Annotated in this window: 24 protein-coding genes and 1 other RNA gene; 12 read left to right on the top strand and 13 right to left on the bottom strand. The window is 41.0% G+C overall.

Going from position 1 to position 26,131, the window contains the following annotated elements:
* Positions 1-70: 70 nt before the first annotated feature.
* Complete coding sequence (locus UYI_RS0114720) at positions 71-979, bottom strand: alpha/beta fold hydrolase (protein WP_016867408.1); 909 nt, start codon at positions 977-979, stop codon at positions 71-73.
* A gap of 606 nt (positions 980-1,585) precedes the next feature.
* Between UYI_RS0114720 and UYI_RS0114715 the strand changes: the two genes are divergently transcribed.
* The 5 genes from UYI_RS0114715 (at position 1,586) to UYI_RS0114695 (ending at position 6,089) form a co-directional block, all read left to right on the top strand.
* A complete protein-coding gene (locus UYI_RS0114715) occupies positions 1,586-1,807 on the top strand; it encodes a hypothetical protein (RefSeq protein WP_016867407.1) in 222 nt (73 codons plus the stop codon).
* Positions 1,808-2,471: 664 nt separating this feature from the next.
* Positions 2,472-3,599 (top strand): ABC transporter ATP-binding protein, encoded by a 1,128-nt coding sequence (locus UYI_RS0114710; RefSeq protein ID WP_016867406.1) that lies wholly within the window; start codon positions 2,472-2,474, stop codon positions 3,597-3,599.
* 27 nt (positions 3,600-3,626) lie between these two features.
* On the top strand, positions 3,627-3,872 hold the full coding sequence (locus UYI_RS32635) for a four helix bundle protein (protein WP_016867405.1): 246 nt from the start codon (positions 3,627-3,629) through the stop codon (positions 3,870-3,872).
* Between the two features lie 171 nt (positions 3,873-4,043).
* Entirely contained in the window at positions 4,044-5,129 is a 1,086-nt protein-coding gene (locus UYI_RS0114700) for a polyamine ABC transporter substrate-binding protein (RefSeq protein WP_026085960.1), read from the top strand.
* Positions 5,130-5,174: 45 nt separating this feature from the next.
* Positions 5,175-6,089: an ABC transporter permease gene (locus UYI_RS0114695; RefSeq protein WP_016867403.1), complete on the top strand. Its 915-nt coding sequence runs from the start codon at positions 5,175-5,177 to the stop codon at positions 6,087-6,089.
* Between the two features lie 228 nt (positions 6,090-6,317).
* On the opposite strand, the gene UYI_RS0114690 is transcribed toward UYI_RS0114695, so the two are convergent.
* Positions 6,318-6,752, bottom strand: coding sequence for a hypothetical protein (locus UYI_RS0114690; protein WP_016867402.1), 435 nt, complete (start codon positions 6,750-6,752; stop codon positions 6,318-6,320).
* A 380-nt stretch (positions 6,753-7,132) separates the two neighbouring features.
* Between UYI_RS0114690 and UYI_RS0114685 the strand changes: the two genes are divergently transcribed.
* A complete protein-coding gene (locus UYI_RS0114685; RefSeq protein ID WP_026085959.1) occupies positions 7,133-8,179 on the top strand; it encodes a DMT family transporter in 1,047 nt (348 codons plus the stop codon).
* Between the two features lie 201 nt (positions 8,180-8,380).
* On the opposite strand, the gene UYI_RS0114680 is transcribed toward UYI_RS0114685, so the two are convergent.
* The 10 genes from UYI_RS0114680 to UYI_RS0114635 form a co-directional block, all read right to left on the bottom strand.
* Positions 8,381-9,142, bottom strand: a complete 762-nt coding sequence (locus tag UYI_RS0114680) for an ABC transporter permease (RefSeq protein ID WP_016867400.1) — start codon at positions 9,140-9,142, stop codon at positions 8,381-8,383.
* Positions 9,126-10,034 carry an ABC transporter ATP-binding protein gene (locus tag UYI_RS0114675; RefSeq protein ID WP_016867399.1) on the bottom strand — a complete coding sequence of 303 codons (909 nt, stop codon included), beginning with the start codon at positions 10,032-10,034 and terminating at the stop codon, positions 9,126-9,128. The genes UYI_RS0114680 and UYI_RS0114675 overlap by 17 nt, the downstream gene beginning before the upstream one ends.
* Positions 10,035-10,049: 15 nt before the next feature.
* Positions 10,050-10,904: a formyltetrahydrofolate deformylase gene (purU, locus tag UYI_RS0114670; RefSeq protein WP_016867398.1), complete on the bottom strand. Its 855-nt coding sequence runs from the start codon at positions 10,902-10,904 to the stop codon at positions 10,050-10,052.
* A 157-nt stretch (positions 10,905-11,061) separates the two neighbouring features.
* Positions 11,062-11,682 (bottom strand): DUF4340 domain-containing protein, encoded by a 621-nt coding sequence (locus tag UYI_RS0114665; protein ID WP_016867397.1) that lies wholly within the window; start codon positions 11,680-11,682, stop codon positions 11,062-11,064.
* 145 nt (positions 11,683-11,827) lie between these two features.
* A complete protein-coding gene (locus UYI_RS0114660; protein WP_016867396.1) occupies positions 11,828-13,429 on the bottom strand; it encodes a GldG family protein in 1,602 nt (533 codons plus the stop codon).
* Positions 13,430-13,517: 88 nt separating this feature from the next.
* The gene (locus tag UYI_RS0114655) at positions 13,518-14,330 is read right to left on the bottom strand and encodes an ABC transporter permease (RefSeq protein WP_016867395.1); all 813 of its coding nucleotides are present in this window, start codon (positions 14,328-14,330) and stop codon (positions 13,518-13,520) included.
* Positions 14,331-15,338 (bottom strand): ABC transporter ATP-binding protein, encoded by a 1,008-nt coding sequence (locus UYI_RS0114650; protein WP_016867394.1) that lies wholly within the window; start codon positions 15,336-15,338, stop codon positions 14,331-14,333.
* 223 nt (positions 15,339-15,561) lie between these two features.
* Complete coding sequence (locus tag UYI_RS0114645; protein ID WP_016867393.1) at positions 15,562-16,911, bottom strand: ATP-grasp domain-containing protein; 1,350 nt, start codon at positions 16,909-16,911, stop codon at positions 15,562-15,564.
* Between the two features lie 127 nt (positions 16,912-17,038).
* A complete protein-coding gene (locus tag UYI_RS0114640) occupies positions 17,039-17,869 on the bottom strand; it encodes an O-methyltransferase (RefSeq protein ID WP_016867392.1) in 831 nt (276 codons plus the stop codon).
* 4 nt (positions 17,870-17,873) lie between these two features.
* Positions 17,874-19,103 carry a sedoheptulose 7-phosphate cyclase gene (locus UYI_RS0114635; protein WP_016867391.1) on the bottom strand — a complete coding sequence of 410 codons (1,230 nt, stop codon included), beginning with the start codon at positions 19,101-19,103 and terminating at the stop codon, positions 17,874-17,876.
* Positions 19,104-19,403: 300 nt separating this feature from the next.
* Here UYI_RS0114635 and UYI_RS0114630 point away from each other — a divergent pair, with 300 nt between their 5' ends.
* Positions 19,404-19,586, top strand: coding sequence for a hypothetical protein (locus UYI_RS0114630; RefSeq protein ID WP_016867390.1), 183 nt, complete (start codon positions 19,404-19,406; stop codon positions 19,584-19,586).
* Positions 19,587-20,193: 607 nt separating this feature from the next.
* Complete coding sequence (locus UYI_RS0114625; protein WP_016867389.1) at positions 20,194-20,982, top strand: hypothetical protein; 789 nt, start codon at positions 20,194-20,196, stop codon at positions 20,980-20,982.
* A gap of 8 nt (positions 20,983-20,990) precedes the next feature.
* On the opposite strand, the gene UYI_RS39690 is transcribed toward UYI_RS0114625, so the two are convergent.
* The gene (locus UYI_RS39690; RefSeq protein WP_268742218.1) at positions 20,991-21,116 is read right to left on the bottom strand and encodes a hypothetical protein; all 126 of its coding nucleotides are present in this window, start codon (positions 21,114-21,116) and stop codon (positions 20,991-20,993) included.
* 125 nt (positions 21,117-21,241) lie between these two features.
* Between UYI_RS39690 and UYI_RS0114620 the strand changes: the two genes are divergently transcribed.
* The 4 genes from UYI_RS0114620 to ssrS all read left to right on the top strand — a co-directional run bounded on the left by UYI_RS0114620 (position 21,242) and on the right by ssrS (position 25,852).
* Positions 21,242-22,048 (top strand): aminotransferase class IV, encoded by an 807-nt coding sequence (locus UYI_RS0114620; protein ID WP_016867388.1) that lies wholly within the window; start codon positions 21,242-21,244, stop codon positions 22,046-22,048.
* A gap of 251 nt (positions 22,049-22,299) precedes the next feature.
* Positions 22,300-24,144 (top strand): ATP-dependent zinc metalloprotease FtsH3, encoded by a 1,845-nt coding sequence (ftsH3, locus tag UYI_RS0114615; protein WP_016867387.1) that lies wholly within the window; start codon positions 22,300-22,302, stop codon positions 24,142-24,144.
* Between the two features lie 251 nt (positions 24,145-24,395).
* Positions 24,396-25,607 (top strand): 5-(carboxyamino)imidazole ribonucleotide synthase, encoded by a 1,212-nt coding sequence (locus tag UYI_RS0114610; protein ID WP_026085958.1) that lies wholly within the window; start codon positions 24,396-24,398, stop codon positions 25,605-25,607.
* Positions 25,608-25,667: 60 nt separating this feature from the next.
* A non-coding RNA gene (ssrS, locus tag UYI_RS34845) (6S RNA) lies at positions 25,668-25,852 on the top strand.
* Positions 25,853-26,131 lie beyond the last annotated feature (279 nt).

Below are 26,131 nucleotides of genomic sequence, written 5' to 3'. Positions count from 1 at the left end.
CCTACTTATAGCCGTGATTTCTAATCGCCAGGGTTGGGTGCTAACTTAAATAAATTCCTCATATCAAACATCAATCTTTTTCACTAAATTCCAAAATATGCTGTGCTGTAACTTGCGGTTGCTCTAAATGAGGAATATGTCCACAATCTTGAATCCAAATTAACTTACTGTTAGGAATCGCCCTGTTAAATCTTTTAGCATCTTTAGTACCTAAAATCCTATCAAAATCACCCCATAAAATCAGTGTTGGTTGCTGAATTTCTCCCAACTTTTTAAATCTAAAGGCTGTGTAACCACCACTTTTAGTAAAGGCAATTAAAGCTTGTTGCCAATTAGGACATTCTAAATGCAAAGCAGCACACAACTGAGCATCTATTGTCGCTAGGCTTTTATTTTTATAAGCAGCACGACTAATACTTTGACGTACTCTAGGATGACGCAAAAATTGAGCCGCTAAATAATCAAACGGCGGAAACATATATTTTGCTAATGGCGAACTACCTATCAAACCAGCACTATCAATTAATACTAATTTTTTAACTATTTCTGGATAGGTGAGTGTAAAATCAATCGCCGCCGCACCCCCCATTGACGCGCCTACCAAAATCATCGGTTGATCAATTAGAGTTTTCCAGAAATGATAAAGATGGGTTTTAATTTCTGCTGTACCAAACTTTATTCCTGTCGGGCGATTTGTAAACCCAAAACCTAATAAATCTACTGCCCAAGTTTGATGTTGTTCTGCCACTAATGGCAGCAAACGGCGATATTCCAGCACGGAACTGTCGAAGCCGTGAATTAATAGCAACGGCGTCCCACTATTACCCTTTTGCACATAGGTTGTGAGAATTGGTTGGGCGCTTAAGGGAGTAGCGATCGCAATTTGTTTTATACTTTGAGCCAGAGTCACGGAGGTAGATTCTGTGAGTTGCCTAATAGCAGCAATTTCAATCCCTGATTGGGACTCAGACTGAATCATCTCCACCTCCAATTCAAAATGATAAGGGATCGGGGACTGCTGAGTGGGAATTGGCGAAGAATCTGCTCAAATTCCTAGTTGCCAGTCCTAGTATTCATTACAATTCTTAAACATATCATAAGAAAAATGGTTCATGGTTAGTTCTTAGTGGTTAGTAGTTAATGCTTCTACTACCCCACCCTTACCTTAAGCCGCGCTGAGCGCGTCCACACACCCCCAAGGGAGGGGAAACCCCGAGTTCACCATCTCTTCCTAACGGGTGTAAGTTTTTTGGTGTGTAGAGTGTTGGGTGCGATCGCCCAATTCGTAGGCAAAAAAGTTTAAAAATAAAACCCCAAAGCATAAATACTTTGAGGGTTGGATTTTATATTCAAGGTCTTTATATGGGCTGACCCCGTTTTATTACAAAAAGTAAACTACTATTTAGATTCCCATCAAATTAGTTAAAAAATGTAATATTTAATATTTTCTTAAGATTTTGATTTTAATATTTTCTTTAGATTGTTCACGATAACCGACACAAACATACCCCGGCTACAAACCGGGGCTTTTGTCAAAGTCAGCTATTGTAGTCTTGCTGTAGGCTGTCACAACGGGGTAAGTGCTGTGAACGCATCAACATTACGTCAACTTTGGTCTTTGATTGAAAACACTCAGACCAATATTCTTTTAGAAGTGAATGACGCCGAATTAATCCAACAGTTGCTCAGGCAACTGGAAAACCAAAAACTACTTAGCAGTGAAGAAAGTAAAGCCATCCGTGCTTATATCAGTTCTAGGCTACCGCTAATTCGGGATCTGGCTATGTTACGCAGAGGCTGTACTTGAGTTGTCATTAGTCATTAGTCCTTGGTTATTGGACAAACGAATGACAAATGACAAATGACAAATAACTCAATCTCCTGAACTTTAAGTTTGAGGAAGTGATTTTGATGTAACATACTTACTGGCTGTTCCTTCGGTAATTACCTTCCGCAGTCCATCACGCAGCACAGCGATAGTGGAAGGTTTCATGTTTAAGGATCAGCGCCAGTTTTTTGCTTCTTCATGGTTTTTTAGGAAATGCGCCTGAAGGCGGAAAACACTATTTGCAGGCACAGAGAATATAACAGTCGTAACTGTATACGTGTTTTTTCTAGCACCACTTATAGATGATTGTAATAAAAGACAATAGAATAAATTCCAATTTTATAATTACTTGTATAGAATGATGCTTAAACACTAATGAAATTTAGTGGCAAATAATCTAAAAAGTGTATCTTTTATAAACCTTTTTTGCCGGATACAATGAACCCAGATGTAATATTTAGTCTGTGGATTTATTTTTTTGGAGACTAGGGACTAGAGGGACACGGGGAACAAGGAGGATAAGGAAGAATCTCTCCCTTGTTTTTTCCCAATACCCAATCCCCGATCCCTGTTACCCCTAATCCCCACCAGGGACCGGTGAGTTCCCCAATCCCTAAAATTACTTGTTTTCCAAATTAGGACTATGGGCCATAGTGTGATGCCAAATCAAGATGAGATAACGGCTTTTGAGTCCCTTGATGTTGAACTACGTAACGTTTTTAAGTTTTTTAACCAAGAGCCAGCAGTACATGGAATAGACTTGGATGTCAGACAGGGCGAATTCTTTAGTATTCTCGGCCCATCTGGTTGTGGCAAGACAACCACGCTACGTTTAATAGCAGGGTTTGAAAGAGCTGATGCTGGTAAGATTTTGATCCAGGGTCAGTCTATGAGTCAGGTTCCTCCCTATCGCCGACCAGTCAATACTGTATTTCAAAGTTACGCTTTGTTTAACCACTTAAATGTATGGGATAACATCGCCTTTGGATTACGGTTAAAAAATTTACCTAAAGTTGAAATCGAAACAAGAGTTAAAGAAGCTTTAAAACTAGTGAAAATGGAAGGCTTGCGATCGCGCTTTCCCAGTCAACTTTCTGGTGGTCAACAACAACGTGTAGCACTGGCGCGGGCATTAGTCAATCGTCCAGCAGTGTTGCTATTGGATGAACCGTTGGGGGCCTTAGATTTAAAGCTGCGTAAACAAATGCAAGTAGAACTGTCAAATTTACACAAAGAACTGGGCTTGACTTTTATTATGGTTACACATGATCAAGAAGAAGCCCTATCTTTGAGCGATCGCATTGCCGTAATGAATCATGGCAAAATAGAGCAAATTGGTACACCCAGCGAAATTTACGAAAATCCCCGGACAGCATTTGTTGCCGAATTTATTGGTGATACAAATTTATTTACAGGCGAAATTACAGAAGTAAACACATCCACTGTAGAAGTGGTAACAAAAACAGGATTAAAAATTACAGTCTCTCGGTTTGTTGATACACCTGCTGAATTATTACAAGCAGTAGTAGTAAACGTGCGTCCAGAAAAAATTCAACTTTCACTTTATAAACCTAGCGTCCAAGCTAATTGTTTTGAAGGGCGACTAGTGAACGTTATGTATTTAGGAACTCATGTTAACTATGTTGTTGAATTAAAAAAAGATGTGTGTATCACCGTTATGCAACCTAACACTTTTGGCAGCTTACCAAACCCTGATATACCCATCTATGCTTGGTGGACAGAAAATGATTGTTTAGTAATTGGTCAATAGTCAAATGTCAAGTGTCAATTGTTAAAAATGTCGAGTCAGTATTTTCAAAATTTACAAGTTTATCAATTAGCAGAAAAATTAGCTGATGAAATTTGGAGAATAGTTGAAGAATGGAATTTATTTGCGAAGGAAACTATAGGTAAACAACTCGTAAGAGCAGCAGATAGTATTGGTGCGAATATAGCAGAAGGTGTAGGAAGAGGAAGTTATCAAGATAACCGACGATGTACCCGAATAGCAAGAGGTTCTTTAAATGAAACTCGACATTGGTGAAGAAGAGCTTATAATCGAAATTTATTAACAGCGGAACAGTCGAATATACTTAAGCTCTTAATCAATGAGCTAGCACCTAAATTGAACTCATACTTAAAATCAATTGGTAATACTTCCGAAGAATAATCACTAACATTTGACCATTGACCATTGACAATGGACTATTAAACAATGACTAACAGACGACTATTATTAAAAAACATAGTATTACTTTCTAGTTTATCTCTAACTAGTTGTGGTTGGAGACTAGCTGAGGTGCGGGCTACTGCTAATAATAAAGGTTCCCGCGATCAATTGGATATCTATACTTGGACACAGTATGTAGATCAAGAATTATTTAAAACTTTCAATGCTGAAACTGGTATCAAAGTATTTACAGATGTGTATGATTCTAACGAAGTCATGCTTAATAAGTTACAAGCTGGAGGTGGCGGAACTTATAGTGTAATTTACCCTTCTGATTATATGGTACAAAAAATGGTAGAGAAGGGTTTATTACTCGAACTAAATCATCAACGTTTAACTGCTTTAGATAATTTATTCCCACGCTTTCAAAATCCTAGTTATGACCCCAATAACCGCTATAGTATTCCATTTAATTGGGGAACAACAGGTTTAATTTACAATTCCGAAATTCTCAAAAATCCGCCTGAAGACTGGGAATATCTTTGGCAAAATCAACAGCAACTCAACAAGAAAATCACTTTGTTAAATGACGTAAGAGAAGTGATGGGAGCAGTGTTGAAAATGCTGGGCTATTCCTATAATTCTAAAAATGAAACCGAAGTCAAACAAGCTTACGAAAAATTACTAGCTCTCAAAGGTGCGATCGCAGCCTTTGACACAGATGCTTGGCGCAATCAAATTTTGGCAGGAGATTTATTATTATCAATGTGTTATTCTTCAGATGCAGTGAAAATCACTCAAGAAAATCCTAAATTTAAATATGTAGTTCCCAAAAGTGGTTCTTCACTCTGGACAGATACAATAGTAATTCCCACAACAGCCGCAAATATTGATGGAGCTTATGCTTGGATCAATTTTATCTTTCAACCAGAAGTAGCAGCGCAAATTAGCCAACGTCTTTGGGTAACGACATCAAGTCGCGCGGCTTTTGAGTTATTACCGAATAAAATAAAAAATAATCCTAATGTATTTCCTCCAGATTCGATACTAGAGAAATGTGAACGCATCACACCTTTAGGAGAAATTGAACAAGTATATGAGCGCTATTGGACTGAATTAACAAGTGGATAAATTCATAACTCATAACTCATAATTCATAATTCATAATTCATCGCTGTGTCTACTCAAATTCCTTCTTCTCAAATCAATCCTACAGGCGGAATTCCCACAGTTCCTAAATGGCGTCCAAAGTTAACCTGGTTAGAACCATTCGCATTACTTGCACCTGCCGGAATTTGGTTGCTGCTGCTGCTAGTTTTGCCAACTCTGTTAATTTTAGAACTAAGTTTAGTACCTGGAATTCGACCAGGAGATTTAGTCATTCCTAGTGGTTTTGATAACTATATTCGGCTTTTCGATCCACTGTATCTGCGAGTAATTAGGCGATCGCTATCTTTTGCAGTTGGCACTACAGTTATATGTTTAATCTTGGGCTTTCCTGTCGCTTATTGGATCGCACAAATAGCGCCAAAGCGCTGGCGAAATTTGCTCTTAATCGCTTTTGTTTTGCCGTTGTGGACTTCCTCTTTACTCCGCACCTATGCTTGGATTGCAATTTTACGTCCCACAGGTTTACTGAACACAGTCTTAGATAGTGTAGGCTTGCCAGCTTTAGATTTGCTTAACCGCAGTCCTGCTGTATTAATTGGTATGAGTTATAGTTTGCTGCCCTATATGGTGTTGATTTTATACGCATCCCTAGAAAAATTAGACAAACGTTTTTTAGAAGCAGCTGCTGACTTGGGTGCAAATCCTGTACAAGCTTTCTGGCAAGTCACCGTACCTCAAACTCTCACCGGTATAGCAGCAGCTTCTTTCTTAGTATTCATTACTGCTTTAGGAGATTTTATCAACCCAGAATTACTTGGTGGTGCTTCTAGTAGCACAGCAGCAAGATTAGTTTATAACCAGTTCCTTGGCGCTACCCAAAATTGGGGATTTGGTTCAGCGTTGAGTATGGTGTTAATTTTGGCTGTAAGTATTGCGATCGCACTGTTAATTAAATTTGGTGATCTCACACCCAAGAGGTGATGGGGAGTGTGGGGAGTAATGTAGAGACGCGCTGTTTGAAGCGTCTGGGAGTGTGGGAAGTGTGAGGAGAATAAATATTAACAAATGCCCAATGACAAATGACAATTGACGATTGACAACTAACCACTAACCACTGTACAGACGTGCCATGGCACGTCTGGTACAACCACTAACAACCAACAATCAACTACTAACTATCAACAAATAACCAATGACAATTGACCATTACTAATTTTTCTGTTTAGAAATTGAAAGGGTATATGTATGCTCCCCATCAACTAATTCCCCTACATACAACAAGTATTTGCCTGCTTGCCAGAAACCAGAAATTTCTGGTTTGTCTCCAGAGTAATTGTCTGGTAATACGCAAAAACGGCCCCCTGGCCCTTCAATCAACAAAGTTGGTTTGCCATTACTTGTGACTGCTAATTTTAAATAAGGCAATGGCTTTGTAACTTCAATCACTTGATTTGGTGTAGCAGCGATTTTACCGCAATCACTAGATTTTGCTCCACCAGACTTGCCATTTAGAACCATTGGATCTGGTTGAAAATCAGGATTGATCGTGACGCTTTCTGCCATAACAGATTTAGCATTTGTGGGTAGCAAGCTTACTGTCAAAGCTAAAATCGATGCAATATTAAATAATCTAAATGTATTCATATTGATGATGTTATTTGCTCTGATTAATTCAAGAGCGATAGTTATAAATAATATTCTGAATTTATAGACGACCGCAAATTCACTTTTGTTCCACAAAATATTGTGTATAAAATTAATAGATTACTTAAATACAAGTAGTCAAAAAAAACATGCTATGACTTATGGTGGCAATAATTTAAATAATGAAGAATTTGACTCTGGCTATGCTGACCCCACCTGGGACAATTACCCACAACGCTCTTGATGAAAACCTCTGCCCCTAATCCCCACTAGGGGCCGGTGAGTTCCCGATCCCTATTTTCAAGACAGACACTCATGTGATAAATCACACAACGAGGACATGAAATATAGTTCTTCCCCTTCCCCTTTCCCCTATATTTATGAGATTCCCTTTTGCCTTCCTCATGAGTTTTCAAGGTGAAATAGCAGCTTTGTCTGCTGCTTGTTTGTGGGCGATCGCATCTGTGGTGTATGGTCGTTTGGGTGAGCGTATCCCGCCTCTGCAACTCAACTTACTCAAGGGCATAGTTGCGATCGCTCTACTTTTACTTACTATGGTGCTGAGTGGCGAATTCTTTCCTAGCATTGCCCCCATTCCCCTTTGTCTGATTCTCCTTAGTGGTATAGTGGGTATTGGTTTTGGTGATACAGTCTTCTTTGCTTCTATAAATAGTTTAGGAGCGCGACGCGCTTTATTGATGGGAACCTTAGCCCCACCTATGACAGCTATTGGTGCAATGATTTTTCTCCAAGAACAGCTAAATCTAAGTGCTTGGTGCGGGATTCTGCTGACGATTTTAGGAGTTGCTTGGGTAGTAACAGAACGGACTCCTGAAGACAGGGGGAGGCGGGGAGAGGGGAGACAGGGAGGACAGGGAGGACAGGGAGGACAGGGAGGACAGGGGGGACTGTCTTCTCGTGCTACAACAAATTTATGGCGGGGAATAGGGTTTGGAGTGTTGGCAGCAGTTGCTAATGCTTTGGGGGCTTTGTTTTCGCGTGCAGCATTCGCCCAATCTGTTATGAATCCTTTGTGGGCAGCTTTGTTGCGGTTGAGTGCTGGTGTGCTGATTCTGCTGATTTTTACGTCTGCCAAGACTGTATTAAAATCTCTGCTATACAGGCAAAACCTGCAGAGGCTTTTAGAGTCCCCATCGGAAAACTTAATAAGTATAGCCGAAGCTAGGCGATCGCGAGTCTTAATAGCAATTATTTTTGCAGCTTTTTGCGGAACTTACTTAGGAATTTGGTTACAGCAGATAGCTTTAAAATTTACTGCTGCGGGGGTTGCTTCTACCCTGCTGCAAACTAGTCCAGTGTTTGTGATTCCGATTGGGATATGGCTAGGGGAGAAAGTTACCTGGAGAGCGATCGCAGGTGTGATCATAGCGATCGCGGGAGTTGGATTATTGTTTTATCTGAAGTAGCCGTCAAAAATCTTTGTGTCTTGAAGTCTTAGTGGTTCAAAATTTTTACCACCAAGGCACTAAGACACCAAGTATTTTGAACAAAAATGTTGAGCGCAGTCCTTACCTATAACGAAGTTTAGGTAGGGTTAGCGAAACCAATATAAATACCAATTACCAGCCTACGCGACGGTATAGGTATTCAAGCGAACATGATATCAGTTATCTTTGTCGCCAATCGAGCTTGCGTCCTACGAACCAAAAAGTTAACAAAGTAAAACCCAATAAAGCAGCTAAATCTATCAGTATTTGTCCTGTAAGGGGTGAGAGTAAACTTTGGCGGAGAGCAGATGCAGCGTAGGTAGCAGGACTTAATTTGCCGACACTGAGTAGAAAAGTTGGTAAACGATTTGCTGGGATGAGTACCGGGCCGATAAAAAGCATCCCCATAGTTAAAAGCAAGCTAAAAGAGCCGCTTTCTTCGGGTGTACGCGCATTCACACCGATGAGGGCCCCTAATCCTGCCATTGGTAGGACACATAGGGGAATAACTAGCAGAATCATGGGGTGAACAATTAATGGAATTTTCAAAAAGAAAACACCAAAGATAATGTTTACCAACAGTGATGGTAGTGAAAGTAGAAAAAATGCCAGAACACAGGCAATGATTAAAGCAACACGGCTAATGGGTAGAGTAGCATAGTATTCTAGAGTGCCAGCAAATCGCATGTAGGCGAATCGAGATGCCATGTTATCTTCGTTGCCAAACATCAAGGCCATCACCAGATTACCCGTGAGAATGTACCCCAAGGTTTCCTGTCCCGAATCTTGAGCAAAGCTACCTAGAGCAATAGTACTAAGCATCGGAGTAATGGCACTGGTGAGAGCAGTAGTCCGCCATGACCAACGCCAGTTAGTCAGTTCCATTAAAAATAAGTCCAGTAATTGCACTGGCAAAGAAGGTAAGTTACGCTTTGCTGGCATAGTGCAGATACAAATCTTCTAAAGTTGCTGAATAAAGGCGAAAGTCATCTAGCATGTCTAAATTCAGGCTGTTAAGGGTGGGATTAACTTGGTTCCATTCCAATAATACTTGCCAGTGACCAGGTTCCAGAGCAATAGGACTAAGATGAGGTGGTAAGCTGGGGGGTATTTCTGGTGTAAAGAAAAGTTCTAGGCGCAACATTCTATCTACTTGTTGCTTGAGTTCGCTAGGACGACCGACAGCTACCAATTCCCCAGTACGCATGATACCTACTCGTTGAATTGCCTTTTCTGCCTCGATCGCATCATGGGTAATGAGAATAATCGTAGTGTTTTGTTCTTGGTTAATCTGGCGCAGAATATCCCAAACCAGTTTGCGACGCTGGGGATCGAGGTCGTTGGTTGGTTCATCTAAAATTAACACAGGTGGAGAACCTGCGATCGCCACTGCTAAGCGTAGCAGTCGCCTTTGTCCACCAGAAAGACGAGAACTTGGTTGATGCCGCAGTTCGCGAATTTGCCACAAATCAAGTAGTGCATTACATTCCTGACGAGCATCAACGCGGCTCATGCCTCGCAAATGAGCAGTATAATATAAAGCTTCGCCCACCGTGAGATTATTCAATGCTCCGCTTTCTTGGGGCATATATCCAACATTCATTTGTACCAAATGGGGAACTGCAACTATATTATTTCCGAATAAAGTGATACTTCCAGAATCACTAGTGAGTAAGTTTACCATTTGGCGGACAAGGGTACTTTTACCAGCTCCGTTATCACCTAGAATACCAAAAATTTCTCCTTGGTAAATTTGCAAAGTGATGTTTTTATTAGCAGGTTGAGTTTGATCTGGATAGGTTTTAACTAAATTTTGAATGTCGTAGACAATCACGTTTTTATAGATAATTTACTCAAATACTACTGTGCGGTTGCCATAAACCAACACACGATTTTGTAAATGCGATCGCACTGCCCTTGCTAAGACAATTCTTTCTAAATCCTTACCTTTTCTAATCAAATCTGCAACTTCATCGCGGTGGCTAACTCGCACGACATCTTGTTCAATAATTGGCCCTGCATCTAAATCAGAAGTCACATAATGAGCTGTTGCACCAATAATTTTGACGCCGCGTTCAAAAGCTTTGTGGTAAGGATTTGCACCTACAAAAGCTGGTAAAAAAGAGTGATGAATATTAATAACTTGTGGAAATTTCGCAATAAAATCAGCACTCAGAATTTGCATATATTTTGCCAGTACAACCAAATCAATTTTGTACTGATGCAGTAATTCTAGTTGTTTGGCTTCTTGTTCTAATTTATTATTTTGATTAACAGAAACGTGATGATAGTCAATCCCAAATTGCTCTGCAACTTCCTGAAGTTGAAGATGATTGCTGATAATCAAGGGAATTTCCGCAGTAAATTCTTTCGCACGATGTCGCCAAATTAAATCAAACAGACAATGGTCTTGCTTACTAACCCAAATAGCAATGCGGGGAACAGTATCAGAAAAGTGCAGTTCCCATTTAGCATTTAATGGTTGAGCGATCGCATTAAATGCTGGTGCAATAAACTCCCGCGGTAAATTAAATCCTGTTAATTGCCACTCTAGGCGTGTGAGAAATAACCCAGCTGCAAAGTCTGTATGTTGGTCTGCATGGATAATATTACCACCATTAGCGTAGATAAAATTGGCGAACTTAGCTACAAGTCCCTGTTGATCGGGACAAGAAATTAACAACGTTGCTGTTGGACTTGACATAGTAATTTTAACTATGGCGAAAATAAAGTTTTGAAAAATCGAACACCGATGAACACAGATGAACACGGATAAATTATCGGTGTGTATCGGTGTGCATCTGTGTTCGTTTACCTCAAAATACGGGACTTAGGCAAAATATCTCTCAAATTTTAAATTTTTATTTCTTTGACGGAGTGGGTAAATTCAAACTTGGCAACGGTGTACTTTCACTCTTATTTGGAATTTCTTTCCATTCTGATAATTCTCGATTCACTGCATTTCCAAAATCTGTAGATACTAGTAGCACGTCTACATTACCATTTGATTGAGAATTTGGATCGGCTTGAGCATATAAAAAACGACGATTAAAATCAGATTTACCCAAAACCAACTGGTGGTTTTGTTGATTTTTGAGTTTAATGTCGATAGTTGCTTGAGGTGCAGTTAAGCCAAATTCTCGTAATTGATTAACAGATGTTGATATAGTGCGATCGCTTTCACCTTTAACCAATAAATCCATTAAATAAGAAACTATAGCGTCATTTGCTGGCACTTGTTGGGGAGATGTCATCCGCCACTTTGGGCGTTCAGAATTATTGTTGCGTTCTAAAATAATAGTGGCATTTTTAGTCTTTACTGCTAAAGACTGTACATCCTCCTCCTCAAAAGAGAAAATTTGCTGCTTTTTGTTTTTGACTTCCTCTTGCTGAGTTTTCCAATAAAATTCATGAAAGTAAACAAAACCACCTAAACCCAGCATTAGCAGTATCAAAATTAAAGTTGTTCGCTGTAATTTCATTTTTTAGTCATTTGTCATTTGTTATTTGTCATTGGTAGTTGTACAGACGTGCCATAGCACGTCTCTACATTGGTTAATAACCACTATTGTACAGACGCGATTAATCGCGTCTCTACCCACTAACCACTAACCACTAACTATTTATTTATCTACGTAACCACCACAAAATAACTGCGACTGCAAATCCAATTAGGGGTAAAACTAACAGAGAAGATAAAGCCAAAATGCCGGCTTGTGAGGCTGTGAGGTTGATGCGGCGATTTTTTGGTTCTTTGGGGCGAATGGAAAGGGGTTGGCTGTCCTGCTGGCTACTCCAGTTGACGGAGTTGAGAAATACGTCTCCATTTAACTGTTGTGTAAATGAACCATCTGTGGCAAAGTCTGAATCCCCTAGCACTACCATGCGTGATTCGTTAGCGGTTGGGTTGCTAGGAGTGGGGGAGGGAGTAGGTGATGTTGTTGGTGTCGGACTAGGGGTAGCTTGAGTTGCAGCTGGTAGTTTGCGTTTTAAGGCCACACCCAGGGTTAGAGGCCCTTTGAGGTCTTTTCCTTCGTTAAATTCCAAGTTTTCGCTTTTGAGGTCGCTTTCTGCCCAGGTGTTGGGATAGGGTTTGGTGAGTAATAATTTTGTGGATTCAATACCAGGGACTGGAGTAGTATCAACTGGTCGTGCTAAACGATAAAATGAAATGCCGTTAGCGAAGTCTTTAGTAATGGGATGTTCACCGTAATTAGTGACAATGGGAACAGCAGGGCCAAGGGCGACGTTACCAGAGACATCAACTGCTAAACGATTATCTAGCTTGACGCCCCATTCTTTGAGCAAACTATCAAGTTTTGGGTCTGTACCTGGATCGATCATCAGTACTAAATTGCCACCTTGATTCAGATAGTTTTGCAAAGCTTTGACTTCAGTAGCAAATAGTTCTCGCTTGGGCCCCGCTACCACCACGACGTTAGCATCACTAGGAACAGTTGATTTCTCCACTAGATTGATTGGTGCAGTAGTGTAGCTTTTGTTACCCAATGCCTGGACAGCTTGGGAAATTGCACCTTCACCAGCTGAAAGCGATCGCTCACCATGACCTTGGAGGAAGTAAACTTTAGCTGTGCTAGTACTAGTAATTTGTTGCAGGCTATTAGTTAATCTAATTTCGGAAAGGCGATCATTCACGTTGACGACTTGCACTAATTGTCGTTTATTTCCAGATTCTAGATAAACTTCTCCGTAATCTTTAACGCCAAATTTTTCTGTCAATCCTGGTCTAGCTTGTGGGTCAACGTACTCATATTTAAAATTGGAATTTTGTTTTTGATAATTTTCCAGCAATTCTCGATCTTGGGAATTTTGAGCCACATCAAATACCCAAACTTTAACTGGCTGTTTTAAATTTTTTACCAGTTGTTTAGATTCGGGAGCAAGGGTAAACAACTGAGTTTCTGTTAAGTCTACGCGCACTTCATAGCGACTGGCTAAGAAATTAATTAACCCTAAAATTACTAATACTGCCAAAGTTGCAGCTAGGGCATTAGTACCAGCTTGAGTCGAACGACGTCTCCACCATTTACTCTCTTGGCTTTGCCAGATTAACCATATACTAATAACTACTGCTCCAGCAATAATAAATGCTAGGGGTACTGTTCCCCAACTGTCGGAAACTACAGCGATTGTTAAGCCAGCCGCAACCAGGAATAACCCTGGCCAAATCAAATATTTCCAAAGTTTTTTTGTAGGGATACTTTTCATGATTAGTTAGTTGTTAGTTGTTAGTTGTTAGTTGTTAGTTGTTAGTTGTCACTACTAACCACTAACTACTAACCAATAACTAAAATAATTACTGTCGTTGAAAGCGGAGTGCATCAATAGATTGTGCAGTCAGAAAGATACCTAAAATAATGTAACTGCCAAACAAGATGATGCTACTAATATCAAAAATCCCTTGAATGAGATTGTTGTAGTGTTTTAGCAGTGACAAATAACCCAAAGCTTGCCCGATGGGGCCGCTGATATTTTTAGCAATTAAATCTACAAATAGCAGTAATAAAATGACAGCAAAAGTGAGGACAGCGGCTAAAATAGTGCTGTCTGTCAAGGAAGAAATAAACATTCCTAAAGATAAAATTGCTGCTGCCAATAAGATTAATGCCAAATGTCCCAATAAAGGAATTGTGGGAGGCATGGGTGGAGTTGACGCACTCAACGCGATCGCTTCCAGTGCCAGCATCGGCACTACCATCGTGATAAAAAATGTTAGCACGCCTAATAATTTACCAACAGCTACAGCCCAGTTTGTGACTGGCGATGTCGCTAAGAGTTCTAAAGTACCACGTTTGCGTTCCTCGGCATAAAGTCCCATCGAAAGTATTGGCAGCACAAACAATAACAGCCATCCCATCCGGTCTAAAAATGCCCGCACAAATTCATAAGGTACATCTATCGGTGGTACTGGCACTCCGAATTGTTGTCCTTGTAAATCTAATGCCGTGACTGCTGCCAAAATGCCATCTGGGCCCATCAAAATCAAGATAAAAAATAACCCGGCTAAAAACCAAAAAACGCCAGCGATCGCATAAGCTAAAGGCGAGACAAAATAACTCTGTAATTCTCGGCGATAAATGGCAATAATATTACTCAGTACTACACCCATCTAGGCCGCTTCCTCCTCATTGACTGCTGAGTCTGCCTCAGTTTGCATGTTCTTTTCTTCTGTAGTCAGTTGTAAGAATACATCTTCCAGGGTGGCGCTGACACGGCGCATTTCATACAAATCAAATCCTGTATGCAATAAGGCTGCGGCAATATCTTTGCCTGGTTCTACACCTGGTTGGGATATCACTCGTAGGTAAGCACGATTGTCTTTAGGGGAGTAACCATGCATCGCTGCTAAAGGAATTGATTCTACCTGACTCACACCCGGCAAATTGAGCAATACTTGTTTAGCTAAATTTGCTTCGCCCCCTATTTCTAATTCATAGCCAGAGCCACCTGTCAACTGGGTTAGCAATTGTTCTGGTGTGTTAGTTGCTACAACTTTTCCGCGATTGATGATGGCGACGCGGCTACAGGTCATACTCACTTCTGGCAAAATGTGGGTAGAAAGAATAATAGTGTGAGTTCCAGCCAAACTTTTAATTAAATTTCGCACCTCAATAATTTGTCGAGGGTCGAGTCCGACGGTAGGTTCGTCCAGAATAATAGCTGGTGGGTCGTGAACTATTGCTTGGGCGATGCCTACACGCTGTCTATATCCTTTAGAAAGTTTGCGAATAATGACGTGACGTTTGTCTTGCAAGTTGCAGCGTTCAATTGCAGCTTTCACTTTGGTAGTGCGATCGCCTGCTGACACTCCCTTAATCCGCGCCACAAAATACAAAAATCCTTCCACTGTCATTTCTGGATATAACGGCGGTGTCTCTGGTAAATAACCAATCCTTTGTCGCACTTGCAAAGACTGTTCATGAACATCAAAGCCAGCAATTCTCGCCGTCCCACTGGTTGCGGGTAAATAACCGGCTAAAATCCGCATCGTCGTAGTTTTGCCAGCACCATTCGGCCCTAGAAACCCCAGGATTTCTCCTGGTTCAACGCTAAAAGTCACATCAGTAATTGCTTGGGTTGAACCGTATATTTTACTTAAATGATCGACTTCAATCATTGGTTTAGGTTAATCATGCATGAAGAAACCCAGTTTTTTAGAAGTTAGAAACCGGGTTTTTACATTTTACAGAATATGCAAAATATGACAGAAAATGTGTTGTTTTACGAACACCGATAAACACAGATGCACACCGATGAATTATCTGTGTTTATCTGTGTGCATCTGTGTTCGATTTTTAACATTTTATTTTGACTGGGCGTAATATGGTTTTTTCATCTCCTCACTCTATAAGTTCACCGATATTAAAGTCTATTCTGATCCAACCTTTGAGTCTGCGTAGATTATCTAGAAGGAGTAACGGAATTTGCCAGTGGTGTACCATCAAAAATGGCAGTGGGTCATTAACAGTAAAAATTGCATCTTTCCCTCGCAAAATATTTTTGATCCAAGTTTGCAGTTGTTTTAACGATCTAATCTCATTCAGTCTCCAAACTTCGTGGTATAACCAATAAGTTGGCTTACTATCACTCAGAGGTTGCAAAGGCTCAGCCAGAGGCTGTTTACTAAGATAAGCATCCGCTACCCCTGGATGGTTGTAAAACATAGTAATGGCAGAGTGAGTACGGGGATTGCACTCGATCACATAAACAGTTCCGTCGACAGCTTGGATAAAGTCAAAGGAAATCTGTCCGGTAAGTCCCAGTTCTTTGACAAAATGATTCACCCATTGCAGGATTTCAGGCTTATCTACATTTTCGTAGTTGACTTGAAAGGCGGAGGACTCACAGCAGCAGTATATTGTCTGCTTTCCATCTCGCACAGTACTGTGAGTACAGTATTCTTTTCCGGGAATGAATTCCTGCATAATCCAGGGCTTCTCCTCACTGATTGGCAGACTCTTGACAAATGCTGCTGTCTGTTCGGGAGTGTCGCAGGGTAAAAGAGTCATATTTAAGCGGCGCACTGCATCGTAGGGGATGCTTTTGAGAATGTATTTGCGCTTCTCGTTGGAGAAGTCGAAGTTAAGAATTTGTTCAGGGGCAGTAATTTTGAAGGATTTGGGAACTGATAACGAGAGTGAACGCGCTTTTTCGGCAAAGGCAAACTTGTCATCCAGCATCTTGGTGACATCAGCATTGAAGTGGAAGACTTCACAACAATCAAATAACGGGTGTTGAGACATCGAGTCATAATAGATGACCGCGAAAATAGCTACTGGGATAAAAAAGTCGATGTTTTCTTTTTTGGCGATCGCACGTAGGGCTTGAGTATAGCCTTCTAAGTCTTTGTGCGGATCGGGGACGGTGTAGAACCCAGCAACAGCGTGAGAAAATTGATTACCACTTAACCAGAATTTTTCGGTATCAACTAAAATAACCCGATGTCCGGCGGCGTGAAATGAACGCGCTAACTGAAGAGTTTTGGTCATCCTAGCGCCAGCGATCATAATATTTCTGGGATTCTTAGTTAAAATCACTGGCTTGGGAAACGGTCGACTCAGAAAATTCAATAGCAACGATAGCAAGACAACGATGCAGTTGAAAGGAAATGCAATCATCAGTAATGCAAGAGTACCCAAGTTTTGCAACACTGCAAAAATACTCGCCTGAATGCTTTGTAATTGCGCCATGATACAGGATTACAAGTGAGGAGAAAAGGGGAAAAGGCGAAAGGATTTTATCTTCCTTTACCCTGCGCTAAGGCTACGCCTTAACTTAGGGTAGGGCTGTTATCTTTCACCTTTTCCCAACTGAAAGCTATAGTCGCCTAATGATAGTCAAGCCATCTCGCAAAGGCAGTAGCACCTGTTCCACACGAGAATCGTCAGCAACAACACGGTTGAAGAAAGTGATCGCTTCCCCATTCGCTGTACGTTGTTCTGGTGGTAAGTAAACCTGTCCTTGCATTAGGGTGTTGTCTACACAGATGATGCCGTCAGATGCAAGTAAGTTGTGATCCAAGATGATCTGGAAATACTGCACATATTCTTTCTTGTCAGCATCGATGAATATTAAATCAAATGATTCACCTGCTGCTGCAAGTTTTTGCAGGGTTTCTAAGGCTGGTGCTACTTCCACAGTAATTTTATGACCGTGGGGTGAGTTCTGGAAGCAATTTTGAGCAAAGCTAGCGACATAAGGGTCTACTTCACAGGCTACTACTCGTCCATCATTAGGTAATGCCTCTGCCATCGCTAAGGCAGAATAGCCTGTGAACATTCCCACTTCTAAAACATTTTTCGCCTTGGTCATGTGAACAAACATCTTTAATGTCTGTCCCTCGACGTGTCCAGAAAGCATTTCCTGTTCTAGTTGACGCACTGTTTCACCATCACTAAAGCGTCGTGTCCAGTCTTCGCTGCTGGTTTTCTCAACTAGTGCTGCTAAGGCCTCAGATTCAGGAGTAGTATAGTCACTTATGTAAGGATCTAAACCTGCTGCTAATTGATATGCCTGTCGCAATGCAGTTACAACCTGTTCAGGAGTATTTTCTGATTCTGCCAAAGCGAGGGTTTTTTGCAACTGTTCGACCAAGATACCGTGGGGAGTGACGGGTCTTGCCGTGTTCTTTTCAACAATGCTAGTCACGGTTTTACACTCCTACCATCTTAGATTTTTCTGTACTGATATAGGCATCAATGCCATCTCCACCCCGAGGATATCTTGCACATAAATCTTTATGGGCAATCAAAGCTTGATTCAATTCTTCCCGGGTGAGGTCGTTGACAAAGAAACACTCACCAATTGGTCTAGGCATCGCGGCCCGTTGTTTACCGTCTCTTGTGAGGGTGATGGATTGGGTAGCACGCCATAACAAATCGCTATCTAGAAGGGGATGATCAAGGGCTAAACCTAGACGACTCATCAACTCAAGGATGCGATCGCGTTGTGTCAATGTAATATAGCCACGTCGTTCGGCAATTGTTGCTGATAGTGCCATATCAATATTGACAGCATGACCATGATACAGGGGAATGCGTGGGGCTAATTCTAGAGTTGGACTCCAGGTATGTCCATAGGCAATAACGCGATCGAGGTCTAATTCATGCAAGTTTGGAGTTTCTAACTCCAGCATGGTTTTGATAGCTTCGTAGTTAACTTTATGAGCAATTTCTTGCAGTTCTGGTGTACCGTTGAGATAGCCAAAGTGTGTATGCAGCAAGTCTTCTCCATACTCATACAGCAAGTCAAATACCTCTGCATTCGCCACCACGGCAATTTTCACTAATTCTGCCATCCCATTGCGGACTTGGGCAGTTGGTAGTGTCTTGAGGAAGGAAAAATCTAGAATGACTTTCTGCGGTGCATGGTAAGCACCAAGGCGATTTTTCAGCTTTTTATGATTGACTGCTACTTTAATGGCAATACCAGCATCTATCAAACCAATCAAAGTCGTGGGAATGCGAATATAGTTTGTACTGCGACGATAAGCAGCACAAGCAAAACCCACTACATCTGTAACTAAACCACCACCAACTACTAAAACAGGTTCTTTGCGAATTAAGCCAAAATCAGCAAAAGCATCAACTATTTGCTCAAAAGTTGCGATCGTTTTCGCTGGTTCGATGATCGTGATTGGAAACACAGTTAAGTCTATGTCGTAATAACGAAAATATGACTTAATTTGTTCTCCATAGAGACGATAGACGTTGGCATCTACTACAGCTAAACAGCGTCCAAACTTCTGATAGCTATCAGCAATTTCTGTGTTCTGGATGTTAAATATACCATTGACGTAAACTAGGCTAAACTCTATTTTTTCGTAGCCAGTCACATGAAATGCTGTTTCAGTAGCTGCAAAACTTGCCTGTGGTATACCCATCGTTTTTGTCCTTTATGCTGAATGTTTTGAGTAAATCTGAATCAATATCCATGTTGAAGTTGATTACTTTTTCACTTCAGGTCAAAAGCAATTTACAACAACATATCAGCAGTCAAATTACTCTCTTTTACTGATATGTTTCGGATATTAATCAACATTGAGATATGAAAGTTTACAAGCTATCTTTATCGATTCTCTAATCACATCCACACAGATATAGATAGACCATAAAACTTGATTCAATACCTAATTGCATTCAAATAAAAACCATAGGAAAAAGACATCTGTTCCTCAAGACAGATGCATTACTTACCTATTGCCTTTGAAAGCAACATGGTATCAATGCCGATTTTATTGGCAATGAAAATATTAATTTTTCGGATTATAGCTGCTCTCCTGCCGCTAGAACTAGCAGGACTTTTATCGTGGAAAACTTTCTTTGTCGGTCTCCTAGTTTCCACTTCAGATTACAGCCCTGATTGATATTCAGTTCGCTGTTTTTTAGCATCTATCTAGAACCTTGCTACTGGTTTCAAAAGTTATAATTACCCACTTGACAGGGCTGGAAACAATACTCAACTTCAAAGCCGAATCGAGCGAAATTACTTTGTTAGTATCCAAAGTAATAACACAATAGGAGTATTTAGATTACTAAAAGAATGAAAATCGAATCAATTAACATTGTTAACAAAATTTAGCTTAACTCTAATACAGAAAATATCTACCAAAGTGTATATTAATATAATTTATTTATCTCAAATATTTAAATAATTAATAAATATAAATTCTAAATATACAAAATATGGTAGGTGCTATCTTACCTATTACCTATTATCGCAAAATCCCTCAGACATGAAGAGGGGATGAGCTTAAATTTCAAAAACGAACATCGTCCAAGGCGATTAATACAGATGGGTCATGGGTTTGCTGCTAAGTTAATCCCCGTTGCCCCTAATCCCCACTCCCTACGGTCGTGGGGGCCGGTGAGTTCCCCGATTCCTATTTTCATGACAGTGAACACTGTTACTTTCTCAGAAAATAGGGGAACTATATATCTATGGTCTGATGCTTATTTGCTAATTAAGTAGTAATGTTAGTTTTCTCTCGTCAAACTATAGGTGCATTTTTTACAGCTTCTCTGTGTATTTTTGGAGTGAGTTTGTTGCAATTTCCACATATGCAGCAACTAATCTCAACTCATAAAACAACTCCATTAGAATCTTTAGAAAGAGAAATAAACAAAGAAAAACTTCGACTGAATTTGCTCAAACATATGCCAAGTTTTGGCTACAATAACTTAATAGCCAACTGGGTATATCTAGATTTTTTACAATACTTTGGTGATGATGAAGTTCGCGCGAAAACAGGTTATAGTCTTAGCCCAGAATATTTTGAAGTCATCTTGCAACGAGATCCGCGATTTTTAGAAGCTTACTTGGGTCTTTCTACCAGTACTTCTATGTATGCTGCTATGCCAGAGCGTTCTATAGCATTAATGGAAAATGGCTTAAAGTCTCTTTCCCCTTGGGTTCCTTACAAATCTTACTATGTGTGGCGTTATAAAGGCATTGATGAATTATTATTTTTGGGAGATTCTCTCAGTGCTAAACAATCTTTTCAAGAAGCCGCAAACTGGGCTAGTAATCATACCGATGAAGAAAGTAAACAGGTAGCGGAATTTTCCCAAAAAACAGCTGAATTTTTAAAACGTAATCCTGATAGTAAATATGCTCAAATTGCGACGTGGATGATGGTATTAAATAATCAGGTTGACGAAAAAACTCGCCAAAGAGCAATTAATGCTATTGAAGCTTTAGGAGGAACAGTTATTAAAAATCCTGACGGTTCCATCAGGATTAAGTTACCTCAGCAAGATTGAGTCAATTGTCATTGGTCAATTGTCATTTGTTGTTTGTTGGTTGTTGGTGAGACCAGCCCCCCAAAAAGGCGGTCTCCGTCACGATGGGGGACTGGCGAACCCGAAGGGTTGTTAGTAGTTACCAGACGTGTCATGGCACGTCTCTACATTGGTTAGTGGTTTACTACTCCCCCTTGTCCCCCTTGTCTCCCGTGTCCCCATTGCCCCTAATCCCCACTCCCTTGGGGGGAGTGGGGGCCCCGAGTTCCCCACCTCCCCCATGTCCCTCTACTGGTACGACGGCCAATTAATTTATTCCCAAACTATGGAGTTACCGATTGACGATCCAGGCTTGATTTATGGAGCGACGGTTTTTACAACTTTGCGCGTATATAATCACTCGTTAGATCAGAAATTAACCAACTGGCAAGCTCACTGCGATCGCTTGAAATTTAGCTTGCAAGTTTTCGATTGGTCTTTACCAGATTTCGGGCAATTACGTCAAGGTGCAGAATTAATGAGGGCGCATTTCCCCGTCCTCAGAATATCTGTATTTCCCGATGGGCGAGAATGGATTACTGGTAGGGAATTACCAAAAGATTTACCAGAAAAACAAAATCATGGCGTTTCAGCTATCCTGGCGCCATTGAAATACAATCGCAGTTTACCCAATCACAAAACTGGAAATTATCTCAGTGCTTGGTTAGCCAGAAATGATGCCCAGAAATTAAATGCTCAAGAAGCAATATTAGTAGACACTCTGGGCAATTGGCTAGAAACAACAGGTGGTAATCTTTTCGGGTGGTGGGATGGTTGCTGGTGGACACCTCCCCTATTGGTGGGAATTTTACCGGGAATAATGCGATCGCAACTCATCAACTGGTTGCAACAACAGCAGCAGGTAGTGCGAGAGGAACCCTGGACACCAGAACTAGTCAAAAAATTGCAAGCGATCGCCTATTGCAACAGTGTGGTTGAAATTGTTCCGATCCACACCGTTATTCAGCCTTCAGGATCGCTACAATATAATCCCTACCATCCTTGTTTTCAACAAATACGGAAATTCTTCAAGATACACAATGGCTGAGAGAAACACATTAAACTTTCTACCTTCTGCCTTGAAAGTAACCTCACCCCCTCCCCCTCTCCGCGGGTTCAAAGAGGGGTGGCGTAGCCGGGTGAGGTTTTTTCATGGCTAGTGGTGAAATAATTGGCACTGCCCCTGCCTCCTGCCCTTATGTACTAGCATTGTAGGTGTGGAATTTGGTATACCTTAAGATAAGTTAACATAATTCTTAGAAATGCCCTCGCACGAAAAATTTAGGAGGATTGACCTCAGTGAATAATAAACGGTGGAGAAATGCGGGGCTGTACGCACTGCTTTTTATTGTTGTCATTGCTCTTGGGACAGCATTTTTTGACAAGCAACCCCAAAGCAGAGAGACATGGCGATACAGTCAATTTATTCAAGAAGTCCGAGCTGGCAAGGTAGAAAAAGTCAGTATTAGTGCGGATCGGTCTACAGCTGTAGTCACTCCCAAATTCGATTCCAAGAAGAAATTGGTGACTTTGGTTAATGACCCTAACCTCATTAACGAACTTAACGAACAAAACGTTGATATTATTGTTTTACCTCAAACCGACGAAGGATTCTGGTTTAAGGCTCTCAGCAGTTTATTCTTCCCTGTATTACTTCTGGTTGGCTTGTTCTTCTTGTTGCGCCGTGCCCAAAATGGCCCTGGTAGCCAAGCTATGAACTTTGGTAAATCCAAAGCCAGAGTGCAAATGGAGCCACAAACCCAAGTTACCTTCGGGGATGTTGCTGGTATTGACCAAGCCAAGCTGGAATTAAACGAAGTCGTAGACTTTTTGAAAAACGCTGATCGCTTTACTGCTGTTGGAGCCAAAATTCCTAAAGGTGTGTTGCTAGTAGGCCCTCCAGGAACTGGTAAAACCTTATTGGCTCGTGCTGTAGCGGGTGAAGCAGGTGTCCCTTTCTTCTCCATCTCTGGTTCTGAGTTTGTAGAAATGTTTGTGGGTGTGGGTGCGTCCCGCGTCCGTGACTTATTCGAGCAAGCTAAGGCCAATGCGCCTTGCATCGTCTTCATCGATGAAATTGACGCTGTTGGTCGTCAACGTGGTGCAGGTTTAGGCGGCGGCAACGATGAACGGGAACAAACCCTCAACCAGTTACTCACAGAAATGGACGGTTTTGAAGGTAACACCGGCATCATTATTATTGCTGCTACTAACCGTCCCGACGTTTTGGATGCAGCCTTATTGCGTCCCGGTCGCTTCGACCGTCAAGTAGTTGTAGACCGCCCAGACTACTCTGGACGTGTGGAAATTCTCAAAGTTCACGCCCGTGGCAAGACTCTAGCAAAAGATGTGGACTTAGATAAAATTGCCCGTCGGACTCCTGGGTTTACAGGTGCGGATCTATCTAACCTGCTTAACGAAGCCGCGATTCTGGCAGCACGTCGCAACCTGACCGAAATTTCAATGGATGAAATTAACGATGCGATCGATCGTGTTTTGGCAGGGCCAGAAAAGAAAGACCGGGTAATGAGCGAAAAGCGCAAGCAACTTGTGGCATACCACGAAGCTGGCCACGCTTTAGTTGGTGCGCTGATGCCAGACTATGACCCTGTGCAAAAAATTAGCATCATTCCCCGTGGTCGTGCTGGTGGTTTAACTTGGTTTACCCCCAGCGAAGACCGTATGGATAGCGGTTTGTACAGCCGTTCCTATCTGGAAAATCAGATGGCAGTGGCATTAGGTGGTCGGATTGCTGAAGAATTAATCTTTGGTGAAGAAGAAGTTACAACCGGTGCTTCTAACGACTTGCAACAAGTAGCACGTGTTGCTCGTCAAATGGTAACTCGCTTCGGTATGAGCGATAAACTCGGCCCAGTTGCCCTTGGTCGCCAGCAAGGCAATATGTTCTTGGGTCGCGATATCATGTCAGAACGTGATTTCTCTGAAGAAACTGCTGCTGCGATTGATGAAGAAGTTCATCAATTAGTAGATTCAGCTTATGCGCGCGCTAAGCAAGTATTGACAGATAACCGCCATATTCTCGATCAACTTGCAGAAATGTTAGTTGAGAAAGAAACTGTAGACGCCGAAGAGTTGCAAGAACTTTTGGCGAACAACGATGTGAAAACAGCAGCGTTTGCGTAATCGTTGAGGAGTTAAGAGAAAAATAATTAACTCTTAATTGTTAACCCATAACTCTTATATCTCAGGGTAATTCTTGGATTTTCTAAGATTGCCCTGATTTTTTTATTTCTCTTGAGGGGTCAGACCCTCCATTCGCTAGCTGTATCCGGGAAAGTTGTCAGGGATCTTAGCTTTACTGATTACTGATAACTGAATTATCACGCTATGATGCTAAGACAGGGGTGTCAACCTTCGTAATTGTTTGGGGTAGGATAGTGCGTATTGGTGTAATTGGTGGCGGACAACTTGCCTGGATGATGGGCGGTGCAGCAAAGAAGTTAGGTGTAGAATTGGTCATACAAACCCCCAACCCTAACGATCCTGCTGTTGCGATCGCTCATGACACTATTTTTGCCCCAGTAAACGATGCCGCAGCCACAAAAATCTTAGCTACTAAATGCGATATCATTACTTTTGAAAACGAATTTGTTGATATCGAAGCTTTATCACTCTTAGCAGACCAAGGTGTTCGTTTTCGTCCCTCCCTAGAAGCATTAGCTCCCCTTCTAGACAAATATCACCAACGCTGTTATTTACGCGATTTAGGTTTACCTGTTCCTCAATTCTTTGATATCAAAGGTATTTGGAAAGAAGACGCACTAACAGAAAATAAACAGTTAGCGATTGAGAGTCAAGAGTTAAGAATAGAAAACGAAAATCTTTATAATTTTGTACTCCAAAGTAAATTAAAGTTTCCGATAGTTTTGAAAGCCCGCCGTCACGGTTATGATGGTCAGGGTACTTTTATTATTAAAGATTTCCAAACTCTTCAGCAAAAATTAGAATCTGCAAATAATCTAGCTTTTTTATTAGAAGAATTTATTCCTTTTGAACGAGAATTAGCAGTAATTGCAGCACGTTCTGTGGATGGTAAAGTAATAATTTACCCGATTGTAGAAACCCAACAAGAAGAACAAGTATGTCGGCGAGTGATTGCACCAGCTGAGATTCCATTACATCTCCAAAAAGAGATTGAGAATATTTCCCATACACTCCTCAATAGCCTCAAAGCAGTGGGAGTTTTTGGAATTGAATTATTTCTTAGTGCTGATGACAAAGTGTTAGTAAACGAGATAGCACCCCGCACTCATAATTCTGGACATTTTTCTCTTGATGCCTGTGAAACTTCCCAGTTTGAGCAGCAATTAAGGGCTGTTTCTGGTTTGCCTTTAGGCAATCCTAATTTAACTTGTCCATGTGCTATTATGATAAATTTGTTGGGCTACAAAATATCAACAAATGACTATATTACTAAACGTCAAAAAATAAAACAAATTCCCCAAAGTTACGTCCATTGGTATGGTAAAACAGAATCTCGTCCAGGACGAAAGTTAGGGCATGTCACCGTTTTGTTAAATGATCAAAATCCAGATGAAGCGATGGCGATCGCCCGCACTATAGAAAATATTTGGTACGCCAATTAAATCGGCAAAAAAATCTCATTGGGCATACACAAAATTATTTTTAAAAGCTATAATCAATTCATAGCACTGCGACGTTGGTGACTGCCAACAAGTTTTGTGATCTATGACTTGTAAAAGTAAGGGAACCAAGTATTTTTCGTGGCAGTAGACCGGGCTTGTACCCGGAAACTTTAAACGAAAAACATGGTACCCACCTGGTTTTCTCCAGGTCAAAAACTTAGGTAAAACGGCGTTGCGGTGAATAAAAATCAAGGCTCCTTATGTCTAATTAGACTAAGGAGCTTTAACTATATCAGGACTTAGGCGAGATGTTACCAAAAACCTTATTCTTGCGTAGTGGTAATTCATGAATTACCGCTACGCATCGTTATGTTTTGCGTAATTCCTGTATTTGACATACTCCCAGCCGTCTTAGGGGGTAAGACCCCCTATTCGCCAGCGGTATCCTCTAATAAGTCGGGGATCTTGTCCCTTACTAATGATTTAGGAATGCTATATCCAACGATTTATGAGGTAATAGGTAA

Origin of the sequence: Fischerella muscicola PCC 7414 (assembly GCF_000317205.1) — a bacterium.
GTDB lineage: Bacteria > Cyanobacteriota > Cyanobacteriia > Cyanobacteriales > Nostocaceae > Fischerella > Fischerella muscicola.
This window is presented reverse-complemented; position numbering and strand designations above follow the sequence as displayed.

Excerpts from the sequence above, each read along its gene's own strand:
- UYI_RS0114710 (WP_016867406.1), top strand. The coding sequence starts at position 2,472 with ATGGGCCATAGTGTGATGCCAAATCAAGATGAGATAACGGCTTTTGAG.
- UYI_RS0114635 (WP_016867391.1), bottom strand. The coding sequence starts at position 19,103 with ATGGGTATACCACAGGCAAGTTTTGCAGCTACTGAAACAGCATTTCAT.
- UYI_RS0114655 (WP_016867395.1), bottom strand. The coding sequence starts at position 14,330 with ATGGGTGTAGTACTGAGTAATATTATTGCCATTTATCGCCGAGAATTA.
- UYI_RS0114625 (WP_016867389.1), top strand. The coding sequence starts at position 20,194 with ATGTTAGTTTTCTCTCGTCAAACTATAGGTGCATTTTTTACAGCTTCT.
- UYI_RS0114660 (WP_016867396.1), bottom strand. The coding sequence starts at position 13,429 with ATGAAAAGTATCCCTACAAAAAAACTTTGGAAATATTTGATTTGGCCA.
- UYI_RS0114700 (WP_026085960.1), top strand. The coding sequence starts at position 4,044 with ATGACTAACAGACGACTATTATTAAAAAACATAGTATTACTTTCTAGT.
- purU (WP_016867398.1), bottom strand. The coding sequence starts at position 10,904 with ATGTCAAGTCCAACAGCAACGTTGTTAATTTCTTGTCCCGATCAACAG.
- UYI_RS0114690 (WP_016867402.1), bottom strand. The coding sequence starts at position 6,752 with ATGAATACATTTAGATTATTTAATATTGCATCGATTTTAGCTTTGACA.
- UYI_RS0114685 (WP_026085959.1), top strand. The coding sequence starts at position 7,133 with ATGAGATTCCCTTTTGCCTTCCTCATGAGTTTTCAAGGTGAAATAGCA.
- UYI_RS0114650 (WP_016867394.1), bottom strand. The coding sequence starts at position 15,338 with ATGATTGAAGTCGATCATTTAAGTAAAATATACGGTTCAACCCAAGCA.
- UYI_RS0114620 (WP_016867388.1), top strand. The coding sequence starts at position 21,242 with ATGTCCCTCTACTGGTACGACGGCCAATTAATTTATTCCCAAACTATG.
- UYI_RS0114680 (WP_016867400.1), bottom strand. The coding sequence starts at position 9,142 with ATGCCAGCAAAGCGTAACTTACCTTCTTTGCCAGTGCAATTACTGGAC.
- UYI_RS32635 (WP_016867405.1), top strand. The coding sequence starts at position 3,627 with ATGTCGAGTCAGTATTTTCAAAATTTACAAGTTTATCAATTAGCAGAA.
- UYI_RS0114665 (WP_016867397.1), bottom strand. The coding sequence starts at position 11,682 with ATGAAATTACAGCGAACAACTTTAATTTTGATACTGCTAATGCTGGGT.
- UYI_RS0114645 (WP_016867393.1), bottom strand. The coding sequence starts at position 16,911 with ATGGCGCAATTACAAAGCATTCAGGCGAGTATTTTTGCAGTGTTGCAA.
- UYI_RS0114720 (WP_016867408.1), bottom strand. The coding sequence starts at position 979 with ATGATTCAGTCTGAGTCCCAATCAGGGATTGAAATTGCTGCTATTAGG.
- UYI_RS0114630 (WP_016867390.1), top strand. The coding sequence starts at position 19,404 with ATGCATTACTTACCTATTGCCTTTGAAAGCAACATGGTATCAATGCCG.
- UYI_RS39690 (WP_268742218.1), bottom strand. The coding sequence starts at position 21,116 with ATGACACGTCTGGTAACTACTAACAACCCTTCGGGTTCGCCAGTCCCC.